Annotated in this window: 17 protein-coding genes; 3 read left to right on the top strand and 14 right to left on the bottom strand. The window is 60.7% G+C overall.

The features are described from left to right. Positions 1 to 6 precede the first annotated feature (6 nt). Positions 7 to 912, top strand: a complete 906-nt coding sequence (cynR, locus tag ACZ89R_RS06385) for a transcriptional regulator CynR (RefSeq protein ID WP_429546327.1) — start codon at positions 7 to 9, stop codon at positions 910 to 912. On the opposite strand, the gene ACZ89R_RS06380 is transcribed toward cynR, so the two are convergent. The 5 genes from ACZ89R_RS06380 to ACZ89R_RS06360 form a co-directional block, all read right to left on the bottom strand. Next, the gene (locus ACZ89R_RS06380) at positions 898 to 1,197 is read right to left on the bottom strand and encodes a hypothetical protein (protein WP_123495307.1); all 300 of its coding nucleotides are present in this window, start codon (positions 1,195 to 1,197) and stop codon (positions 898 to 900) included. The two genes, cynR and ACZ89R_RS06380, sit on opposite strands and share 15 nt — an antisense overlap. A 126-nt stretch (positions 1,198 to 1,323) precedes the next feature. Further along, the gene (locus tag ACZ89R_RS06375; RefSeq protein ID WP_008072022.1) at positions 1,324 to 1,653 is read right to left on the bottom strand and encodes a hypothetical protein; all 330 of its coding nucleotides are present in this window, start codon (positions 1,651 to 1,653) and stop codon (positions 1,324 to 1,326) included. A 464-nt stretch (positions 1,654 to 2,117) separates the two neighbouring features. Continuing rightward, positions 2,118 to 2,651, bottom strand: a complete 534-nt coding sequence (locus ACZ89R_RS06370) for a GNAT family N-acetyltransferase (protein WP_429546328.1) — start codon at positions 2,649 to 2,651, stop codon at positions 2,118 to 2,120. Between the two features lie 161 nt (positions 2,652 to 2,812). Then, complete coding sequence (locus ACZ89R_RS06365; RefSeq protein WP_429546329.1) at positions 2,813 to 4,753, bottom strand: DNA topoisomerase III; 1,941 nt, start codon at positions 4,751 to 4,753, stop codon at positions 2,813 to 2,815. A gap of 115 nt (positions 4,754 to 4,868) precedes the next feature. Next, positions 4,869 to 5,198, bottom strand: a complete 330-nt coding sequence (locus ACZ89R_RS06360; RefSeq protein ID WP_123495299.1) for a DHCW motif cupin fold protein — start codon at positions 5,196 to 5,198, stop codon at positions 4,869 to 4,871. 147 nt (positions 5,199 to 5,345) lie between these two features. Between ACZ89R_RS06360 and ACZ89R_RS06355 the strand changes: the two genes are divergently transcribed. Then, positions 5,346 to 5,708: a DUF427 domain-containing protein gene (locus tag ACZ89R_RS06355; RefSeq protein ID WP_007907061.1), complete on the top strand. Its 363-nt coding sequence runs from the start codon at positions 5,346 to 5,348 to the stop codon at positions 5,706 to 5,708. Positions 5,709 to 5,900: 192 nt separating this feature from the next. On the opposite strand, the gene ACZ89R_RS06350 is transcribed toward ACZ89R_RS06355, so the two are convergent. Together ACZ89R_RS06350 and ACZ89R_RS06345 are read right to left on the bottom strand one after the other, a co-directional pair. Continuing rightward, positions 5,901 to 7,523 (bottom strand): MFS transporter, encoded by a 1,623-nt coding sequence (locus ACZ89R_RS06350; RefSeq protein WP_429546330.1) that lies wholly within the window; start codon positions 7,521 to 7,523, stop codon positions 5,901 to 5,903. 236 nt (positions 7,524 to 7,759) lie between these two features. Then, positions 7,760 to 9,406 carry a GMC family oxidoreductase gene (locus ACZ89R_RS06345; RefSeq protein WP_429546331.1) on the bottom strand — a complete coding sequence of 549 codons (1,647 nt, stop codon included), beginning with the start codon at positions 9,404 to 9,406 and terminating at the stop codon, positions 7,760 to 7,762. 133 nt (positions 9,407 to 9,539) lie between these two features. On the opposite strand from ACZ89R_RS06345, the gene ACZ89R_RS06340 reads away from it, so the two are divergent. Continuing rightward, positions 9,540 to 10,436 carry a LysR family transcriptional regulator gene (locus ACZ89R_RS06340; protein WP_007895089.1) on the top strand — a complete coding sequence of 299 codons (897 nt, stop codon included), beginning with the start codon at positions 9,540 to 9,542 and terminating at the stop codon, positions 10,434 to 10,436. Positions 10,437 to 10,950: 514 nt separating this feature from the next. Here the strand turns inward: ACZ89R_RS06340 and ACZ89R_RS06335 are convergent. The 7 genes from ACZ89R_RS06335 to ACZ89R_RS06305 are packed head-to-tail and all read right to left on the bottom strand — an operon-like array spanning position 10,951 to position 17,281. Further along, positions 10,951 to 12,354, bottom strand: coding sequence for an ATP-binding protein (locus tag ACZ89R_RS06335; protein WP_429546332.1), 1,404 nt, complete (start codon positions 12,352 to 12,354; stop codon positions 10,951 to 10,953). After that, complete coding sequence (locus ACZ89R_RS06330) at positions 12,351 to 13,013, bottom strand: response regulator (protein ID WP_052963507.1); 663 nt, start codon at positions 13,011 to 13,013, stop codon at positions 12,351 to 12,353. Before ACZ89R_RS06330 ends, ACZ89R_RS06335 begins: the two co-directional genes overlap by 4 nt. A gap of 11 nt (positions 13,014 to 13,024) precedes the next feature. Further along, a complete protein-coding gene (locus ACZ89R_RS06325) occupies positions 13,025 to 13,669 on the bottom strand; it encodes a tetratricopeptide repeat protein (RefSeq protein WP_429546333.1) in 645 nt (214 codons plus the stop codon). Then, on the bottom strand, positions 13,666 to 14,475 hold the full coding sequence (locus ACZ89R_RS06320) for an SDR family oxidoreductase (RefSeq protein ID WP_429546334.1): 810 nt from the start codon (positions 14,473 to 14,475) through the stop codon (positions 13,666 to 13,668). The genes ACZ89R_RS06325 and ACZ89R_RS06320 overlap by 4 nt, the downstream gene beginning before the upstream one ends. Next, entirely contained in the window at positions 14,462 to 15,136 is a 675-nt protein-coding gene (locus ACZ89R_RS06315) for a TenA family transcriptional regulator (protein ID WP_063343388.1), read from the bottom strand. The genes ACZ89R_RS06320 and ACZ89R_RS06315 overlap by 14 nt, the downstream gene beginning before the upstream one ends. Beyond that, a complete protein-coding gene (locus tag ACZ89R_RS06310; protein ID WP_429546335.1) occupies positions 15,133 to 16,614 on the bottom strand; it encodes an AMP-binding protein in 1,482 nt (493 codons plus the stop codon). The genes ACZ89R_RS06315 and ACZ89R_RS06310 overlap by 4 nt, the downstream gene beginning before the upstream one ends. Continuing rightward, entirely contained in the window at positions 16,604 to 17,281 is a 678-nt protein-coding gene (locus ACZ89R_RS06305) for a thermostable hemolysin (RefSeq protein ID WP_429546336.1), read from the bottom strand. The genes ACZ89R_RS06310 and ACZ89R_RS06305 overlap by 11 nt, the downstream gene beginning before the upstream one ends. Positions 17,282 to 17,391 lie beyond the last annotated feature (110 nt).

Below are 17,391 nucleotides of genomic sequence, written 5' to 3'. Positions count from 1 at the left end.
GTGCCCATGCTGCTCCGACATTTGCGCTATTTGCTGGCAGTCGCCGACCATGGTGGCTTCACCCGAGCCGCCGAGGCGCTGCATGTCTCCCAACCGACGCTGTCCCAGCAGATCCGGCAACTGGAGGAAACCCTCGGCGTCAGCCTGTTCGACCGCACCTCGCGCACGGTCAAACCGACCGATGCGGGGCTGGCCTATATCGAAAGTGTCCGTCGGGTACTGGTGGAACTTGAAGCCGGGAAACGCGCGCTGCATGACGTGAAGGATTTGTCTCGGGGCAGTTTGCGACTGGCTATGACGCCAACGTTCATGGCATATCTGGTGGGGCCGTTGGTGCGCGACTACGTGGCGAATTTTCCGAACATCCATCTGCAGATTTTCGAGTTATCGATGGATGACATCGAGGCCGGGTTGCTCGATGACTCGCTGGACATTGCCATTGCCTTTACCCCGGTGAGAAGCCCCGACATCGAGTGCGTGCCGGCGTTTGTCGAGACGTTGGGCGTGATGGTCGGGCGCAGTCATCCGCTGTACGAGCGCCAGACCCCGCTATCGCCGAAGGAGGTGGCGCAATTGGAGTTCGCGTTGCTGACGCCGGGCTTCATCACCCGATCTTCCATCGACGGGTATTTTCGGCAACAGAACATTACGCCCAAGGTGGCGATCGAGGTGAACTCGGTGAGTACGCTGTTGGAGGTCATTCGTCACGCGCCGATGGCCACCATCCTGCCGGAACCCATCGCCACCGCGGAGCGGGCATTGCGCAAAATTCCGCTGCAGGGGGAGGCGCCCAACCGAGGGGCCGCGCTGCTTCGGCGCAAAAACAACTATCACAGTGCGGCGTCGGTGGCTTTCATGGATCTGGTATTGGGCGCGGCTGCGGTCGAGTCGGCGAAGTCAGTCATCCACTGATTGGCACAGCCCATTGGGAGCCTTGCCGGTGGAGGACACGGTCACCGAATCATCATCGGCGAGGATGATCGAGATCGTGATGCCCGAACCCCTGGCTTCGAAGTGGCGATCGTTGATGGCTTTGGTTACCGCCTCTTTGCTGTTGATCAATACCGGACCGTCCTGATCTGCATGGACGACGACTTTACCGGGGCAGTCCACATCGAATGAGGGAATGCCAGGGAGGGTGTTCGCATGGACAGCATTCGCCATCGCGAACACTATGAATATCAGGATTTTGTTCATCGCAAGCCTCCAGAGATCCAGCAGGGCATACGGTTAACCATAGCTTTGTTTGGTGCGCACGAGACAAACGAAAAGGCCCCGCTCGATACTCCGAGCGGGGCCTTCTTTCTTTACTGAGGGGGGATATCAATACAACCGATCAATCACCCGAACTTCGTTCTGGTTCTGCATCGATGCCCACGCCTGTTTCAGCGTTTGCAGCACATTACCGATGAAGTCTTTGTCGGCCGCGGCTTTCTTGCCGACATAACCCTGGCCGCGACGGTACATCTTCAGTCGGGCGAGCAGGTTCTGGTTGTTCCGGTCGAACTCTTCTTCGTGGGCATGGGGCGACAGGCAGTCGATATGGACCTGGCCCGATTTGCTGATCCACAGAATATGGCTGTCCTGGCTGTCTTTTTGCGCAGCGAACAAGCGAGCCAGTTCATCGATAGTAGGTTGATTGTTCAGATTCATTGTAAGCCCCTTGACCATTTGGTGATCTTTCAAAGTTGATTCGCTAATACAAGTAGCCCATCGGTTAGTTGATCCCTGGCACCGAAACCAGGACGTCAGCGGTCGGCCGTCAATTTGACGGGGGGCCGCGTCTGCTGCATGTAGTCGTGTTGAATAACTGCTACGCAATAGCGTCACAACGAAGAGAAGCGACGAAAACCTGGAGGCCACTGCCGACGTTTTCAGGGTCGGCCACAAGCTTCATGAGGATTGATCGCCAGCGCTTCTCGTCCTTTGTACTGGACGTTCAGGCCAGGTCAGCTTCTTCAATCTGCCTTGTGGGCAGCGTGTATCCGGGAAAAACAGCTCGGCGGTCAGACGAGCTTGCTCAAACGTGTTGCCTGTACTCCCGATCGGGGAGATGTCTGCATCATGCAAGGGCAAATCGGAGGCGTCAACGGTTTTGTAGTGATTATTTTTGCTCACTACATATTGTCGGACAAAGTGGTTTTGGAATTAGAGAAGCGGTAAAAGGTGCAGGGGTAGCCATCCACTGCCAGTTGATGCACGGTGAATGCTGGACCCGTGAGATCGGGTATCACCTTGGCCCAGAACCGACGCGCAGGCTGGTTGGCATCGATGTGGAAAATCTGCCATTGACCGGGGAATCGGTTCAAGAGGGCGGAGACGACAAACTTCGCGACGCCTTGGCCACGAAAGCGTCGACTGACAAAAAAGTAGCCGATGTTGTACTCAGCACCGACGATATGGGTTTCGTTATCCACGGTCACGAAACCGGCAAGCTCGCCGTCAACCTTGATCAGAAACGGCCTGGTTGCCGGGTTGCGCCAGTAGTCCTGTCTGGGCTGGATGTTGAAGACGCCATGCTCACCGAGTTTCAGCGGCAACCATTCGCTGAAGTCATACACGTAGAACTGCATCAGGTTCTCGATGGTTTCCAGTTCGTCGCGCTGAGCGGCGTGCAGTTCTATCGAGGGCTGGCTTCTGACTGTCGTCATGGTTGTACCTTTCAGAAAGCAGGGGCTGATGCGTAGGAGCTGCCGAAGGCTGCGATCTTTTGATCTTGCGCCTGTACCCGATCAAATCAACAAAGCAAAAATCAAAAGATCGCAGCCTTCGGCAGCTCCTACATGTCCTCTTCACGCCCTGAGCCTTTGCGTCAACCCGGTTTTACCGCGCGCTTGGTGCCGGTCGAAGACTTGCGTTTGGCCGGTTTGCGTTTGTTTTTCCACGGTGTGGCGCCACGCCCGGCCGGGCTTGCCGGCCCGCTGATGGTCAGGTTCAGGCCGGCGCAACGGGCCACCTGCTTGCTCATCCACGCCGCCTGTTTGGTGACGAATTCTTCCAGGCTCATTTCACCGCTCTGCACCATGTCCAGGGCCTGTTCCCAGATCGCCGTGGTGCCGGGATCGGCAATCGCGCGCGGCACGGCATCGATCAGGCTGAACGCTGCCGGTGTCGCCGCCAGGGCCTTGCCGTTCTTGATCAGGTAGCCGCGGTCCAACAGGCCCTGGATGATCGAGGCGCGTGTGGCTTCGGTGCCGATGCCGGTGGTGTCCTTGAGCTTTTGCTTGAGCAGTGGATCTTCCACCAGTTTGGCGACGTTCTTCATCGCCTTGATCAGATCGCCTTCGGTGAATGGCTTGGGCGGCTGGGTCCAGAGGTCCTTGAGCTTCACATCCGCCACTGCACAGTCACGCCCTTCGGCCAGTGCCGGCAGTGTTTGTGGTGCCGGTGCTTCGCGGCCCTTGGCGGGTGCGAGGGCCTCGGGCAGGGCGCGTTTCCAGCCGGGCTCGACAATCTGCTTGCCCACCGCGCGCAAGGCTTCACCGGCGCAGTCGAAGTCGGCCTGGGTCCGGTCGTATTCATGATTGGGCAGGAACTGCGCCAGATAACGCGCACGAATCAGGGTGTAGACCGCCCGTTGTTTGCCTGCCAGTCGCTCGAGATTTTTCGCCGCTGCAGTGGGGATGATGCCGTGGTGAGCGCTGACCTTGGCATCGTTCCAGGCCCGTGAGCGGCGCTGGGGCTCCAGGTGATCGTGCAAGGCGTTCAGGGCCGGGTCGGCCAGCCTCAGCGCAGCAAGAATACTTGGGGCTTCACTGTGCTGACTCAGGGGCAGGTAGCCGCAGTCGCTGCGCGGGTAGGTAATGACTTTGTGGGTTTCGTACAGCGCCTGGGCGATATCGAGGGTTTCCTGGGCGCCGAGCCCGAGTTTCTTCGAGCAGACTTCCTGCAACGTGCCCAGGTCGAACGGCAAAGGCGCGACTTCGCGCATGCGTTCGGTGCGCAGTTTGATCACCCGAGCGCTTGCTGCATTGCCCATTGCGTAGGCTGCCTGTTGCGCCAAGGCCTGATTCAGGCAGCGATCCTGATCATCGCAAGCGTCGGAGGCCGCGCGCCATTGGGCGGTGAACGCGGTGCCGTCGTGCAGCAGTTGCACATCGATCGCCCAATAAGCGACCGGGACGAAATCGGCAATGCTGCGATCGCGATCCACCACCAAGCGCAAGGTCGGCGTCTGCACCCGACCGACCGGCAATACACCCTGATAGCCGGACTGACGCCCCAGCAGGGTGAACAGCCGGCTCATGTTCATCCCGATCAACCAGTCGGCCCGGGAGCGCCCCAATGCCGAATGATAAAGGCTGAACGTCTCGGCCCCTGGCTTGAGCGCCGCCAGTGCCTTGCGGATCGATGCATCGTCCAGCGCCGATAGCCACAATCGCCGGATCGGCCCGCGATAACGGCAATGTTCCACCAGCTCCCGGGCGATCATCTCGCCCTCACGGTCGGCGTCGGTGGCAATCACCAGTTCACTGGCCTCGCCGAGCAAGCGTTTGACCGCCTTGTACTGGCTGGCCGTGCGCGGTTTGACGGTCATCTTCCATTTTTCGGGAATGATCGGCAGATCCGCCAGCACCCAACGCTTGTAACGCGCGTCATAGGCATCCGGCGGTGCGGTTTCCAGCAGATGGCCGATGCACCAGGTCACCGTGACACCCGTTCCCAGCCAGCAGCCGTCGCCCCGGCGCTTGGCGCCGAGCACGGCCGCGATGTCTTTGGCCTGGGAGGGTTTTTCACAGAGGTACAGCTGCATAACCACCATCATCAATCAGTGTTCGAGAGGTGCACAGAATGGCGGCTGATGAGCGATGGAGCAATCTTTATCTGTATGGATGTACAGCTTGAGCTGTTGCGGTTGATGACAGCAGTCAGTCCACCACAAACAACCGGGCGCCCATGGCGGTGGATGAACGATGCGCTTCGGCATTGTCCGCCACTTGATAGCTCATGCCTGGCGTGAGAACGAAGACTCGACCATCCTCCAGTTCGGTGTGCAGTTCCCCCTCCAGGCAAAACAGCACATGCCCCTTTGAGCACCAGTGATCGGCCAGATACCCCGGTGTGTATTCGACGATACGCGCGCGAATCGCGCCGAACTGCCGGGTGCGCCACAGGGCGCTGCCAGTCTCGCCAGGGTGTTCGGTGGGTTCGATTTGCGACCAGTCGGTGGTGCCGAAGGGGATGTTGGCAATGTCCATGCTGCTCTCCAGGTTGAGGCATGCTGTTTTGGGACCTCACTGTAGCCCAAGCAAGCTCCGTTCGGCTGTGAAGCAGTCGCGATACCGAAACATGAGGTATACCTGTCGGAGTGCGGATTTCAGCGCAGCAGCGACAGAGGACCCTTTATGAAAGCCCCCGGACCCGGTAATCCCATCGCCATCAGCCCACAACCCGGCTGCGTGGTGGTGAAGTTCCATGGCATTCAAGTGGCGTCATCCACTCGGGCGCTGGTCATGCATGAGGCCAATTATCCTCCGGTGTACTACATCCCGCGGGAGGACATTGCCGAACAATATTTCGCCCGCACCGACCACACCAGCTATTGCCCGTACAAGGGCGATGCCAGCTATTTCAGCCTGCAAATCCCCGGGCATGAAGGCGCCAATGCGGTATGGAGTTATGAGCATCCGAAGGTGTCGGTTGCGCAGATTGGCGGGTATGTGGCGTTTTATCCTGAAGAAGTGACGTTTGAGGTGCTTGATACCTGAGGTGCAGAAAGCATTGTGGAGAGGGAGCTTGCCCCCGCTGGGGCGCGTAGCGGCCCCGAAACCTGTCAACGCGCAGAAATTCAGATAGAGCATGGTGTCCGTCTTGCGGCTGCTTCGCAGCCGAGCGGGAGCAAGCTCCCTCGCCACAGGAAGCCCGCTCTTACAGGAAACCTCCGCTAGAGGTTCGTGCCGTCAGTTCTTGTCCAGATCCACATCCTTCGTCTCACGCAAACACATCATTCCCACCACCAGGCTCACCCCGGTAATCACCACCGGGTACCACAGCCCGTAGAAAATATCCCCGGTGTACACCACCAGCGCAAACGACACCGTCGGCAGGAAACCACCGAACCAGCCGTTACCAATGTGGTAGGGCAGGGACATGGAGGTGTAGCGGATGCGGGTCGGGAACAGTTCGACCATCAGTGCCGCCAGCGGGCCGTAGCACATGGCGGAGATGATGATCAGCGCGACGATCAGCACCACGATCATCGGTTTGTTGATCAGCTGGGTGTCGGCTTGTGACGGATACCCGGCCAGGGTTACTGCGCCGCGCAAGGCCGCTTCATCGTAGCCATCGATTTTCACCTCGCCAATGCTGACCTGCACGGCGCTGCCGGTCGGGGCCGCTTCGCTGTTGTAGGGCAGGCCCTGTTTGACCAGGAAGGTTTTGACCTTGTCGCACGGGCTATCAAATTTTGCCTTGCCCACCGGGTCGAACTGGAAGGTGCAGGTGGCCGGGTCAGCCAGCACGGTGATCGGTGCCTGGCGGCTGGCCTGGTCGATGGCCGGGTTGGCGTAGTGGGCCAGGGTCTTGAAGATCGGGAAGTACAGCGCGGTGGCCAGCAGCAGGCCGATCATCAGCACGGGTTTGCGCCCGACCTTGTCCGACAGCCAGCCGAAAAAAATGAAGAACGGTGCGCCGATGATCACGCTGACGATCAGCAGGCTGTTGGCCAGGGCCGGGTCCATTTTCAGGAACTGGGTGAGGAAGAACAGCACATAGAACTGCGCCGCGTAGAAGGTTACCGCTTGCCCGGCGTTGATGCTGAACAGCGCAATCAGCACCACTTTGAGGTTGTCCCATTTGCCGAAGGAATCGCGCAGCGGCGACTTGCAGAGTTTGCCTTCTTCTTTCATTTTCACGAACGCAGGCGACTCATGCAGGCTCAGGCGGATCCAGGTCGAGATGCCCAGCAGCACGATCGAGAACAGAAACGGAATGCGCCAGCCCCAGACTTCGAACTGGTCGCCGGTGAAGTAGCGGCAGCCGAGCACCACCAGCAGCGACAGCAGCAAGCCGAGGGTGGCGGTGGACTGAATCCAGCTGGTGTGGAAACCGCGTTTGCCCATCGGCGCGTGTTCGGCGACGTAAGTGGCAGCGCCGCCATACTCACCGCCCAGTGCCAGGCCCTGAAGCATGCGCAACACCACGAGGATGATCGGCGCGGCGATGCCGATGCTTGCGTAGGTCGGCAGCAAGCCGACGCAGAAGGTCGCCAGGCCCATGAGGACGATGGTTGCCAGGAACGTGTATTTACGCCCGATCATGTCCCCCAAGCGTCCGAACACCAGCGCACCGAATGGCCGCACGATGAAGCCGGCGGCGAAGGCCATGAGCGCGAAGATGAACGCCGTGGTGTCGTTGACCCCGGCGAAGAACTGTTTGCTGATGACCGCCGCGAGGGCGCCATAGAGGAAAAAGTCGTACCACTCGAACACCGTCCCGAGGGACGAGGCGAAGATGACTTTCTGGGTTTCCTGACTGGTGCCGGCGCTGCGGACGGCTTCCATGGGCTGAACATGTTCTGACATATCGGTATCCCTCACAGTGATTGTTTTTGTTGTTCCACTGTCGGCGCCAGCCTTGTGGGCGGGTGCCGCTACTGTCGATGTATCGGGTGTACTCCTACAGGACTGCGTTCGGCTGCCCCCGTTCCCCGTAGGAGCTGCCGAAGGCTGCGATCTTTTGATCTTGATCTTCCAGCGCCTTCAAGGACGCCAAAAGATCGCAGGCTTCGCCAGCTCCTACAGGGACCGCGTTTGGCCGTTCAGGCATTGCTCGTCAGTTCCTTCTGCGCGGTGATGCTCCTTGTGTCAGGGCTGAGCATCAATTGCGCGGCTTTCTCGGCGATCATCAACGTCGGCGAACAGGTATTGCCCGAGGTGATGCGCGGCATGATTGAAGCGTCGGCGATGCGCAGACCCGGAATACCGTGGACGCGCAGCTCGGCGTCGACCACCGCGTCCGCATCGTTACCCATCCGGCAGGTGCCCACCGGGTGGAAAATCGTCGTGCCTATCCGGGCGGCGGCTTCGTGCAATTGTTCTTCGCTCCGCAAGCTGTCGCCGGGCAGATACTCGACCGGTTTGAACGCTTGCAAGGCGGGCGCGGAGACGATACGGCGGGTCAGGCGGATGGCATCGGCTGCCACTCGCAAGTCTTCGGGATGGCTCAGGTAGTTGGGCTGAATCAGCGGCGCTTCCCGTGGGTCGGCAGAGCGAATGTCTATTCGGCCACGGCTTTGCGGGCGCAGATCGCAAACCGACGCGGTGAACGCGGGGAAGGCGTGCAGCGGCTCGCCGAAACGCTCGAGGGACAACGGTTGCACGTGATATTCGAGGTTCGCCGAGGTCTGTTCCGGTCCCGAACGGGCGAAGGCGCCGAGTTGGCTCGGGGCCATGGACAGCGGGCCGCTGCGGTCATACAGATAACGCAGGCCCATGCCCATCTTGCCCCACAGCGTGCCGGCGATCTGATTCAGGGTGCGGGCGTTTTCCAGTTTGTAGATCAGCCGCAGTTGCAGGTGATCCTGCAGGTTGCCGCCCACGCCGGGCAGTTCATGGACAACGCCGATGCCCAGTTTTTGCAGCAGCGGGCGAGGGCCGATACCGGAACGCTGGAGAATGCCCGGTGAGCCGACGGAACCGGCACACAAAATGATTTCCTTGCGAGCCTTGAAGGTTTTCGCCTGGTCTTGCCAACGTGCGCTGACCGCCGAGGCACGGCCATTTTCCAGTAGCACGCGGTCCACTTCGACGTCGGTCAGCACCGTCAGATTGGCGCGCTGGCGGATCGGTTTGAGAAATGCCTTGGCCGCGTTCCAGCGCACCCCGGCTTTTTGATTGACCTGGAAGTAGCCGCAGCCTTCGTTGTCGCCGTGATTGAAGTCATCGATGCTGGCGATGCCGCTTTGCTCGGCGGCCGTGCGGAAGGCATCGAGGATCGGCCACGACAGACGCTGGCGCTCGACTCGCCATTGCCCGGCGGCACCATGAAATTCCGAGTCGCCGGCAAAATGGTTTTCGCTTTGTTTGAACAGTGGCAGCACGTCTTGCCAGCCCCAACCGGCATTGCCCTCTGCCGCCCAGCCGTTGTAATCGCCGGCCTGGCCGCGCATGTAGATCATGCCGTTGATCGAGGAACAGCCGCCGAGCACCTTGCCACGTGGGTAGCTCAGGGCGCGACCTTGCAGGCCCGGTTGCGCTTCGGTCTTGAAGCACCAGTCGGTGCGCGGGTTGCCGATGCAGAACAGGTAACCGACGGGGATGTGAATCCACGGGTAGTTGTCGCGGCCGCCGGCTTCGAGCAGCAACACGCGATGCTGCGGGTTGGCTGACAGTCGATTGGCCAGCAAACAACCGGCCGGCCCGGCGCCGACCACGATGTAGTCGTATTCATCAAGGGAAGTCTGCATCCCTGACCTCGTGTTGTTGTTCTTGTTGTCGGTCATCCTAGTTGTTAGCTTTCGTTAAAAGAATGTTAGTTTTTACGCAGCTGTTGTGCGTTTTTAAACAGTGTCGTTAACGGCATAACGTCAAGGATGGTTCATGTTCGACTGGAATGACCTGCGGTTTTTTCTCGAATTGCAGCGCAGCGGCCGCTTGCTGACCGCCGCGCGCCGTTTGAACACCACTCACGCCACCGTGGCCCGGCACATCGAGGCCATCGAAAAAAGCCTCGGCACCGCGCTGTTCGTCCAGCATGCCCAGGGCTACGAACTGACCCCGGCCGGCGAAGCACTGCTCAAACATGCCGAAGCCATGGAAAACGTCGCGCTGCTGGCACAGGAAGAAATCACCCAGTCATCCGCGCCGCTGGGCAAGATCCGCGTCGGAGTGACGGAAGGGCTGGGCATCATGTTCCTCGCCAGCCGCATGAACGGGTTGTTCGAACGCTATCCAGGACTGGAAGTGGAACTGGTGGCGGTGCCGCGCTTTGTCAGCATTCTCAACCGTGAAGCCGAGATCAGCATTCACCTGGAACGCCCGGCCGCCGACATGCTGGTCACCCGAAAACTCACCGATTACCGACTGGCGCTCTACGCCAGCCAGGCCTATCTGGACCGTTCGCCACCATTGCGCAGCCGCGAAGACCTCGGTCGCCATGCGTGGATCGGCTACGTCGACGATTTGCTGTTCAGTCAGGAGTTGATGTTCCTCAACAGCTTCTGCCGCAACCCCCAGGTGGTCTTTCACAGCACCAGCGTCATCGCCCAGCAACAAGCCGCGCGCTCGGGCCTGGGGATCGCCGTGCTGCCGTGTTACATGGCCAGCGCCGATCCCCAACTGGTGCCGTTGTTGCCGGATGAAAGCATCCAGCGCAGTTACTGGATCAGTACGCGGCGCGAGCTGCACAAATCCGTGCGGTTGCGGGTGCTGTGGGATTACGTGGTGGAGTTGTGTGAGCGTGAGCAACATCTGCTGCAAGGCTCCATTCCCCTGTAGGAGCGAGGCTTGCCCGCGAAGAACGATAACGCGGTGTGCCAGACCTTACGCCTTCGCGGGCAAGCCTCGCTCCTACAAAGGCATCCGCCGCGAGTGAGGCTGCATCTCGCTCACAGCCCCATTTAAACAAGAGAAATCGCGATCGTTTAAATGAAGCTTGCAGTTACCACCTAAGGGCTACAACGCCTTGCGCCACCCCCTTCACGTAAGACAGAATCCGCCGGCTTGTGCGTCTAGGGGGCCGTCGGTAACTTGATTCCCGTCACTGCTAATCAGTGATCGGGTCTGCAAGCCCGCCGGAATACCAGTCGCATAGCCCTGCCACAGGACGCTCGTTTATGTCCGCGAAATGGCGGCTTTGTACGGGAGATCTTCGGATCTGCCGGGTGCCTGGTTTCCCGGTCTTGCAGACCCGCACATAGCTGCCACCCATCATCTGCAAGTGATGTTGGTAGCTCCTAATGAACAATCAGGAGTTTCACCATGATCAAACCTGCGTTCGGCGCACAGACATTCAGCCATTGGACGTCCGTTGCGCAGGGTTGTGGTTCTGGCCATCAGGAATCGACAGCATCGCCCGCAGCCCGCCTTCGGGTGGATTGACCAGCGTAATCCGCCCACCCAGCCGCGTCGCAATGGTGCTGACGATGGTCAGTCCCAACCCCGCGCCCCCGGTATTTCCACGGCTGTAAAAGCGTTCGAACAACCGCGCGCGATCCGCTTCGTTGATGCCCGGTCCCTGATCCTGGACGCTCAAGTTGTAGAACCCGTCGTCCCGGCTCAATTGCACCGTGATGACACCATGCTTCGGCGAAAAATTCGCGGCGTTGGTGACCAGATTGTTCAGGGCGATGTCGATGTCGGCGGCGTCGGCGAGGACTTCAAAAGGCTGGTCAGCGACATCGAAGGCCAGCTCCAGGTTCTTGCTCAATAACCAGGGCGTGAGTTGGGCCAGACTGGCGCGCACCGTTTCGCTCAGGTCGATGCTTTGCTCCACCGGTGCCACGGCTTTGGGTTCGAGACGGGCCATGGTCAGCAGCTGATTGACCAGGCGGCTGGTGCGGTCGACCCCGGCAATCAGAAACGCCAGGGACTCACGACGCTCCTGTTCCGTGCCGGCTTCCTGCAGGTTTTGCGCATGCACCCGCAGCACGGCCAGCGGCGTGCGTAATTCGTGAGCGGCGTCGGCGATGAAGCGCCGTTCGCGGCCAAGCACCTCTTGAATTTGTGCGAGCATGCGGTTGAGCGCTGCCTGCATCGGTTCCAGTTCGCTGGGCAACGGGGTCAGTTGCAACGGCTCCAGAGAACCGCTGTGCCGTGCCCGCAACGTTTGCGCCATATTGGCCAGGGGTTTGAGCCCCCAGCCAATAGCCAGCCAGACCATGGCCGCCAATATCAGGCTACCCAGCACATTGGGCCACAGGGTATGACGCACGATCCGGTCTACCAGGTCCGCACGCACGTCGTCCCGTTCACCGACCCAGATGCGCAGGTCATTCTGTTTGTCTTCGAGCATGAACACCCGCCAATGACGGTTGTGCAGATCCACCACATCGCTGAAACCGGATTTCGTCGGCGGCGCCGTGAAGGAGGGCGCACTGGCGGTGTGCACCAGTACTTCGCCCTTGCGATTCCACACCTGAAAGGCAATTTTGCTTTCATAAGGATGACCATCGACTCTCGGCACCGCTTCACTCAAGGCCTTGTTGAACGCTTGATACAGTTCGGCGTGTTCATTGCTGGCCAGCGGCATGCGCATCACACCCTGCAACAGCCGGGCGTTCTGGGCCAGTTGGGCGTCGTAGACTTCGGCAATTTCGTGATTGCTGTCGTGCAGGTTGAGCACGCTGATGATCGCCAGACCCGTCAGCATCAGGCCGATGATCAGTGTCAGGGTGCGACGCCGGATCGAAGTCATCGACGCTCCTCCACCAGGTACCCGACACCGCGAATGGTGCGGATCAGGTCGGTGGAGAACTTCTTGCGCAGGTGATGGATATGCACTTCCAGAGTGTTGCTTTCGGCTTCTTCGTTCCAGCCGTAAAGCAGTTGCATCAGGTGATCGCGGGTCATGACCCGGCCCGGAGGCGAGAGCAACTCGTGGAGCAGTTGATACTCCTTGGGCGTCAGCGCCACCGGTTCGCCTTGATAGCTGACTTGCTGGGTACCGGGGTTCAGGCTGATGCCGGCGTGCTCGATCAGCACTTGGGCGCGACCGGCGCTGCGTCGCAACAAGGCCCGCAGGCGAGCCTTGAGTTCGGCCAGGTCGAAGGGCTTGATCAGGTAATCGTCGGCCCCGGCATCCAGCCCGGCGATGCGGTCTTCGGTGGCATCCCGGGCGGTGAGGATCAGTACCGGCAGGTTGGAGCCGCTTTCACGCAGGCGACGCAGCACTTGCAAACCGTCCATGCGCGGCAGGCCGAGATCGAGCACGGCCAAGTCAAACGTCTCGCTGAGCAGCGAATGCAAGGCACTGCTGCCGTCTTGCAGCCAGTCGACGGTGTAACCCTCACGGCCCAGGGCCTGATGAATGCCCTCGCCGAGGGCCACGTCATCCTCGATCAGTAATAAACGCACGCGGACTCCTGTCAGTTGAGTTTTTTGTTCACGTCCACCAGTAACGCTTCGATCTCTTTGCGGCGCCCGGCATCGGCGCTTTCCCGGCCAGGGCGGGGCGCTGCTTGCAGGGCTTTTTGCAGTGCTTCCTTGGCTTCACCATAGCGCTTTTGACGGTAAAGGTGATCGCCCCAGAAGTACAGACTGTCGATGCCGGCCGGGTTCAGCTGCAAGGCCTGCTTTAACAGTTGTTCGGCCTTGTCGGCATCGCCGAAACCGATGGGCCAGCCGGGCACGCGATCATACAGCGCCGCGAGACTGGTATAGGCCGAGCCTTGCAAGGCCTTGGGATCAATAGCGAGGGCTTTTTCCAGGTCAACTTTGGCGGCCTTGACCTTGCTCAGGGCGCCGAGTCCACCCTGGGCTCCGGCCCAACTGCTGGTGACAATGCCGGACCAGATCCACGCTTCGGCCAGGGACTGGCGTTCCCGGGTGAAGGCCGAGGTCTGGGTCGCGAGTTTTTCGAAGGCCGCGGTTCGCTGGTCGGCGGGCAATTCGTATTGAATGTGTGCCCAGCTTTGCTGAATGCCATTGAGGCGCTGCTGATCGGCGGCGTCCAGCGCCCAGACGCTTTGGCTCAACACCCCGAACAGCAGGCAAGTGACGATTTTTTTCATGGTTTGAGACTCTCGTTATCGGGCTTCTGACTGAGGCGACGGATCAGCGGCAACTGCTTGCGCAGGCCACGGTCCACCAGATGCGGCAACAGACTGTTCAGGCGGACGAAAAAGCGTTCCGGCCAGCCCAGGTACAAATCGCGCCGGTCACCGGCAATGGCGTGGATGACCGCCGAAGCGACAGTTTGCGGATCGTCGACATTGGCTTTGAGCGCATCGTTCAGCGCCTGGGCCGCCGGGCTGTTCATGCTGGTGTGGGTCGCCCGAGGGGCAACGTAAAGCACGCTGATCCGGGTGTCGGCCAGCTCCCGGCGCAGGGCTTCGGAGAAACCGCGCAGGGCAAACTTGGTGGCGCAATAGCTGGCGTAACCGGGGTAGCCGATGGAGCCGTAGGTCGAGCTGACGTTCACCACCATGGCGCTCTCGGCTTGCTTGAGCAGCGGCAGCAAAAGCTTGGTCAGGCAGATCGGCGCACTGATGTTCACCGCCAGCATCGCATTGATCTCGCTGTCATCGAGCTGTTCGAGCATGGCGAAGTGGTTGACCCCGGCGGCGTTGACCAGCAGGTTGATGCCACCGATGGCTTCGCCCGCAGCCAGCACTTTTTGTCGGTCGCCCGGGACGGTCAGGTCAGCGCCGACCCAACACAGGTGCAGCGGGTAGCGTTCGAGCAAGGGCTCCAGCGCCTCCCGGTGCCGGGACACGGCCAATACCCGCGTGCCACTGGCACACAGGGCGCTGGCGATGGCCAGGCCGATACCGCCGCTGGCTCCGGTCAAAACCACACGGGCTTCATGCAGCTGCATGCAGGTTCTCCCCATCGCGGGGCAGGCCGCGGAACATGTCGGTATAGAGCGTGTAAACGACCTTCGAGGCATGAATCACCGCGGCTTGATCCGCCGGGTCTTGGAGTGTGTTCATCAGCCGGCGGTAGGTCTGCATGTGTTCGATATCCAGCGAACCGTGGGAACTCAGGTAGCTGAAAGCGGTTTCCGGCAGCGCCAGGCGCTCGCGGATGCTGCCGGCCGCGTGGGTGGCCAGGGCAATGCTGGTGCCTTCCAGCACGTTGACCATGCCGAACAGGCCCACCGGGTTGTCCCGGGCAATCAGGTCGTAGAGGAAGCTGACCATCAACTCGATCGGCAGCGATGGACGACCGTCACGCACCGCCTCTTTGTCACCGCCACAGGCCGCGATGTCGTCGAGTACCCACTGTTCGTGGCCGTACTCCTCGTCGATGTACTCGCACACCGCTTTGCGTAGCCATTCCAGCCGCTGCGGCAGACGTGCGCCGCACGCCATCATCAACGGCACGGTATGGCGCACGTGGTAGTAGGCCTGGGCGAGGAAGGCGCGGTAGCTCTCCAGGCTGACCTTACCCTCAAGGGCATCGCGGATGATCGGCAGGTTGAACAACTCGTGGCGTTCCTGCTGGGTGGCTTCTTGCAGGGTGTCGAAAAAACTCATGATGCGGATTCCTCGGAAAAAATGAAGTCAGTGAGCTGCGCCCGGTAACGCTCGACGATGGCGTCGCGGCGCGGTCGGCCATTGGCGGTCAGCAAGCCATTGGCGGCGGTGAACGGTTGATCGAGGCGGGTCCAGTGATGAACCTGGGCGTAATCGGGCAAGGCCTCGTTGGCCTGGGCCACGGCGGCGGCCAGCTCTTCATCGGTGCAGTCAGGCCGATGGGGCCAGAGCAGGGCGTGGTTGGTTGGCATGGCTTCGCCGTAGACGAACGCCTGAGCGATGTGGCGACGCTGAGTGAGCTCGGCCTCGACCCATTCCGGATTGACGTTGCGGCCGAAACTGGTGACGAACTGATGCTTCTTGCGCCCGTTGAGGTAGAGAAAACCTTCCGGGTCGAACTCGCCGAGATCGCCGGTCGGCCACCAATCATCGCGCAAGGGTGCTTGCCCCAAGTAGCCGAGCAGGGTCGAGCCCTTGACCAGCACTTCACCATCATCGGCCAGGCGAATCTCGACATGGGGCAGGGGCCGGCCAACGCTACCAGGGCGGCGCGCGCCCGGGCGATTGAGGCACACCACCGACGAGCATTCCGACAACCCGTAACCCTCGTAGACCGGAATGCCGATGCGCTGGGCGCGATGCAGTAATTCTTCGCTAACCCGTGCTCCACCGACCGCGGCAAAACGCAACGATTGGGGGTTGAATGCTTTTTGCACGGCGGCGCTGACCAGCATCAGCAGCAACTGCGGCACCAGGATCAGACTTTCCGGTTTTCGGGCGGCCAGACAACCCAACAGCCGCGGCACATCGACACCGCTGGCACCTTGAATGCCCAGGGTTTTCTGGCTCGGTACGCTCAAGGTCGCGCCGGCATACAGCGCGGCGTAACAGCCGAGGTTTTCCAGCAGAATCGCCAGGGGCAGCAGCGCCAGGTGATGCCGTGGATCGGTGGGTTTGCTTGCCTGATCCAGCTCACGGACCACTCGCAAAAGGCTCTCGGCGCTCAGGCACACGCCTTTGGGCGTACCGGTGGTGCCTGAGGTGAAGGTCAGTTTGGCGGTGCCTTCGGGTATCAGGTTCGGGCCGCTGAAGGGGCGACGCCAGAATTCGCCGGTCTTCTCGTAGCCGGCCGCCTGCAGTTCGGCTTCCAGTTCCGGTTCGGCAATCACCAGTGTCGCCTGGCTCTGTTGCAGGCAATGATTGCGTTGTGCCGGGCTGAAGAAGGGCGGCAGCGTCAGGCAGGTCAGGCCTTCGAACAGGACGGCCAGGTCCCAGAGCATCGCTTCGGTGCCATTGTCCAGGGCCAGCGCGACCACTTTGACGTGCTCATCGCGCAGACGCTGTTGGCGGTACATGACCTCCGCATACAGCGTGGCGTAGTCCAGTTTCAACTGATCGCCCCACAAGGCGATGGCGTTGGTCTTGCGCTCGGCGTGACTGCGCAGGGTCTGCTTGAACCGCTCCATTTCAGGCGACATGGCTGGACTCCTCAAGGGCCGTCGGCAACCCCAGGCGATTGAACAGACCGATATTGCGCAAATGGATGAAACCGGCGCGGATGTTGCCGACATGCACCCATGGCTGACTCTCGTAATAACTGCCCCAGAGGTGACGGTCGTCGCCCAGCCGCGCAGGCTCGGCGGCGCAGAGCGTCACCGGCTTCAAGCCCAGGCGATGAAAACTGTTCACCAGCCCGATGTTGCCGGTGAACGCCACCCATTCCAGCCCGCCCATGGCCAACAGGTAGGTGATGGCGATGATGCTCAGGCGCGCACTGCCGGTATCGCTGGCGGCGAGGTTACCGACCTCGACGATGCCGGCCCGGTCCACGGGTTGACCGGCAGCGTCGCTGATCAGCGGATCAATCGCCTCGTCCAGATAACGCTCCAGAAACAAGGGTTCGGCACCGGCCAGTCGTACGCCAGCTACCGCACACAGCGTGCCTGACGCATCACTCATGCCGAACAGCTGCGGCATGAACTGGCGGATGTCGGCGCCGTGGGCCTTTCGAAAACGCTGCTGGATAAAGGCTTCGAAAACCGGACGCTGGGGATCGTCCGGCAAGGCTCTGGTCAGGCTCATCTGCGGGGTTTCGGCTTGGCCGAAGTGCAGGGGCAGAGGGATGTTCCAGTCGAAATCGGGCATGGGCAAGAACGCCTCCCTGAGTAAGTTTGGGAGGAGTATCAAAGGCAATTCTTAACGGAGTCTGAAGGTGGCCCTTCAGATTGTCTTAAGACTGGACGGGCAGGGTGACG

The organism is Pseudomonas sp. TE3728 (genome assembly GCF_056279145.1).
This window is presented reverse-complemented; position numbering and strand designations above follow the sequence as displayed.

Bases quoted from the DNA above. Each gene is read 5' to 3' on its own strand.
- ACZ89R_RS06315 (WP_063343388.1), bottom strand. From the start codon at position 15,136: ATGAGTTTTTTCGACACCCTGCAAGAAGCCACCCAGCAGGAACGCCAC.
- ACZ89R_RS06375 (WP_008072022.1), bottom strand. From the start codon at position 1,653: ATGAATCTGAACAATCAACCTACTATCGATGAACTGGCTCGCTTGTTC.
- ACZ89R_RS06365 (WP_429546329.1), bottom strand. From the start codon at position 4,753: ATGCAGCTGTACCTCTGTGAAAAACCCTCCCAGGCCAAAGACATCGCG.
- ACZ89R_RS06380 (WP_123495307.1), bottom strand. From the start codon at position 1,197: ATGAACAAAATCCTGATATTCATAGTGTTCGCGATGGCGAATGCTGTC.
- ACZ89R_RS06320 (WP_429546334.1), bottom strand. From the start codon at position 14,475: ATGCAGCTGCATGAAGCCCGTGTGGTTTTGACCGGAGCCAGCGGCGGT.
- ACZ89R_RS06340 (WP_007895089.1), top strand. From the start codon at position 9,540: ATGTTCGACTGGAATGACCTGCGGTTTTTTCTCGAATTGCAGCGCAGC.
- ACZ89R_RS06335 (WP_429546332.1), bottom strand. From the start codon at position 12,354: ATGACTTCGATCCGGCGTCGCACCCTGACACTGATCATCGGCCTGATG.
- ACZ89R_RS06310 (WP_429546335.1), bottom strand. From the start codon at position 16,614: ATGTCGCCTGAAATGGAGCGGTTCAAGCAGACCCTGCGCAGTCACGCC.
- ACZ89R_RS06370 (WP_429546328.1), bottom strand. From the start codon at position 2,651: ATGACGACAGTCAGAAGCCAGCCCTCGATAGAACTGCACGCCGCTCAG.
- ACZ89R_RS06360 (WP_123495299.1), bottom strand. From the start codon at position 5,198: ATGGACATTGCCAACATCCCCTTCGGCACCACCGACTGGTCGCAAATC.
- ACZ89R_RS06325 (WP_429546333.1), bottom strand. From the start codon at position 13,669: ATGAAAAAAATCGTCACTTGCCTGCTGTTCGGGGTGTTGAGCCAAAGC.
- ACZ89R_RS06350 (WP_429546330.1), bottom strand. From the start codon at position 7,523: ATGTCAGAACATGTTCAGCCCATGGAAGCCGTCCGCAGCGCCGGCACC.
- ACZ89R_RS06305 (WP_429546336.1), bottom strand. From the start codon at position 17,281: ATGCCCGATTTCGACTGGAACATCCCTCTGCCCCTGCACTTCGGCCAA.
- ACZ89R_RS06345 (WP_429546331.1), bottom strand. From the start codon at position 9,406: ATGCAGACTTCCCTTGATGAATACGACTACATCGTGGTCGGCGCCGGG.
- ACZ89R_RS06355 (WP_007907061.1), top strand. From the start codon at position 5,346: ATGAAAGCCCCCGGACCCGGTAATCCCATCGCCATCAGCCCACAACCC.
- cynR (WP_429546327.1), top strand. From the start codon at position 7: ATGCTGCTCCGACATTTGCGCTATTTGCTGGCAGTCGCCGACCATGGT.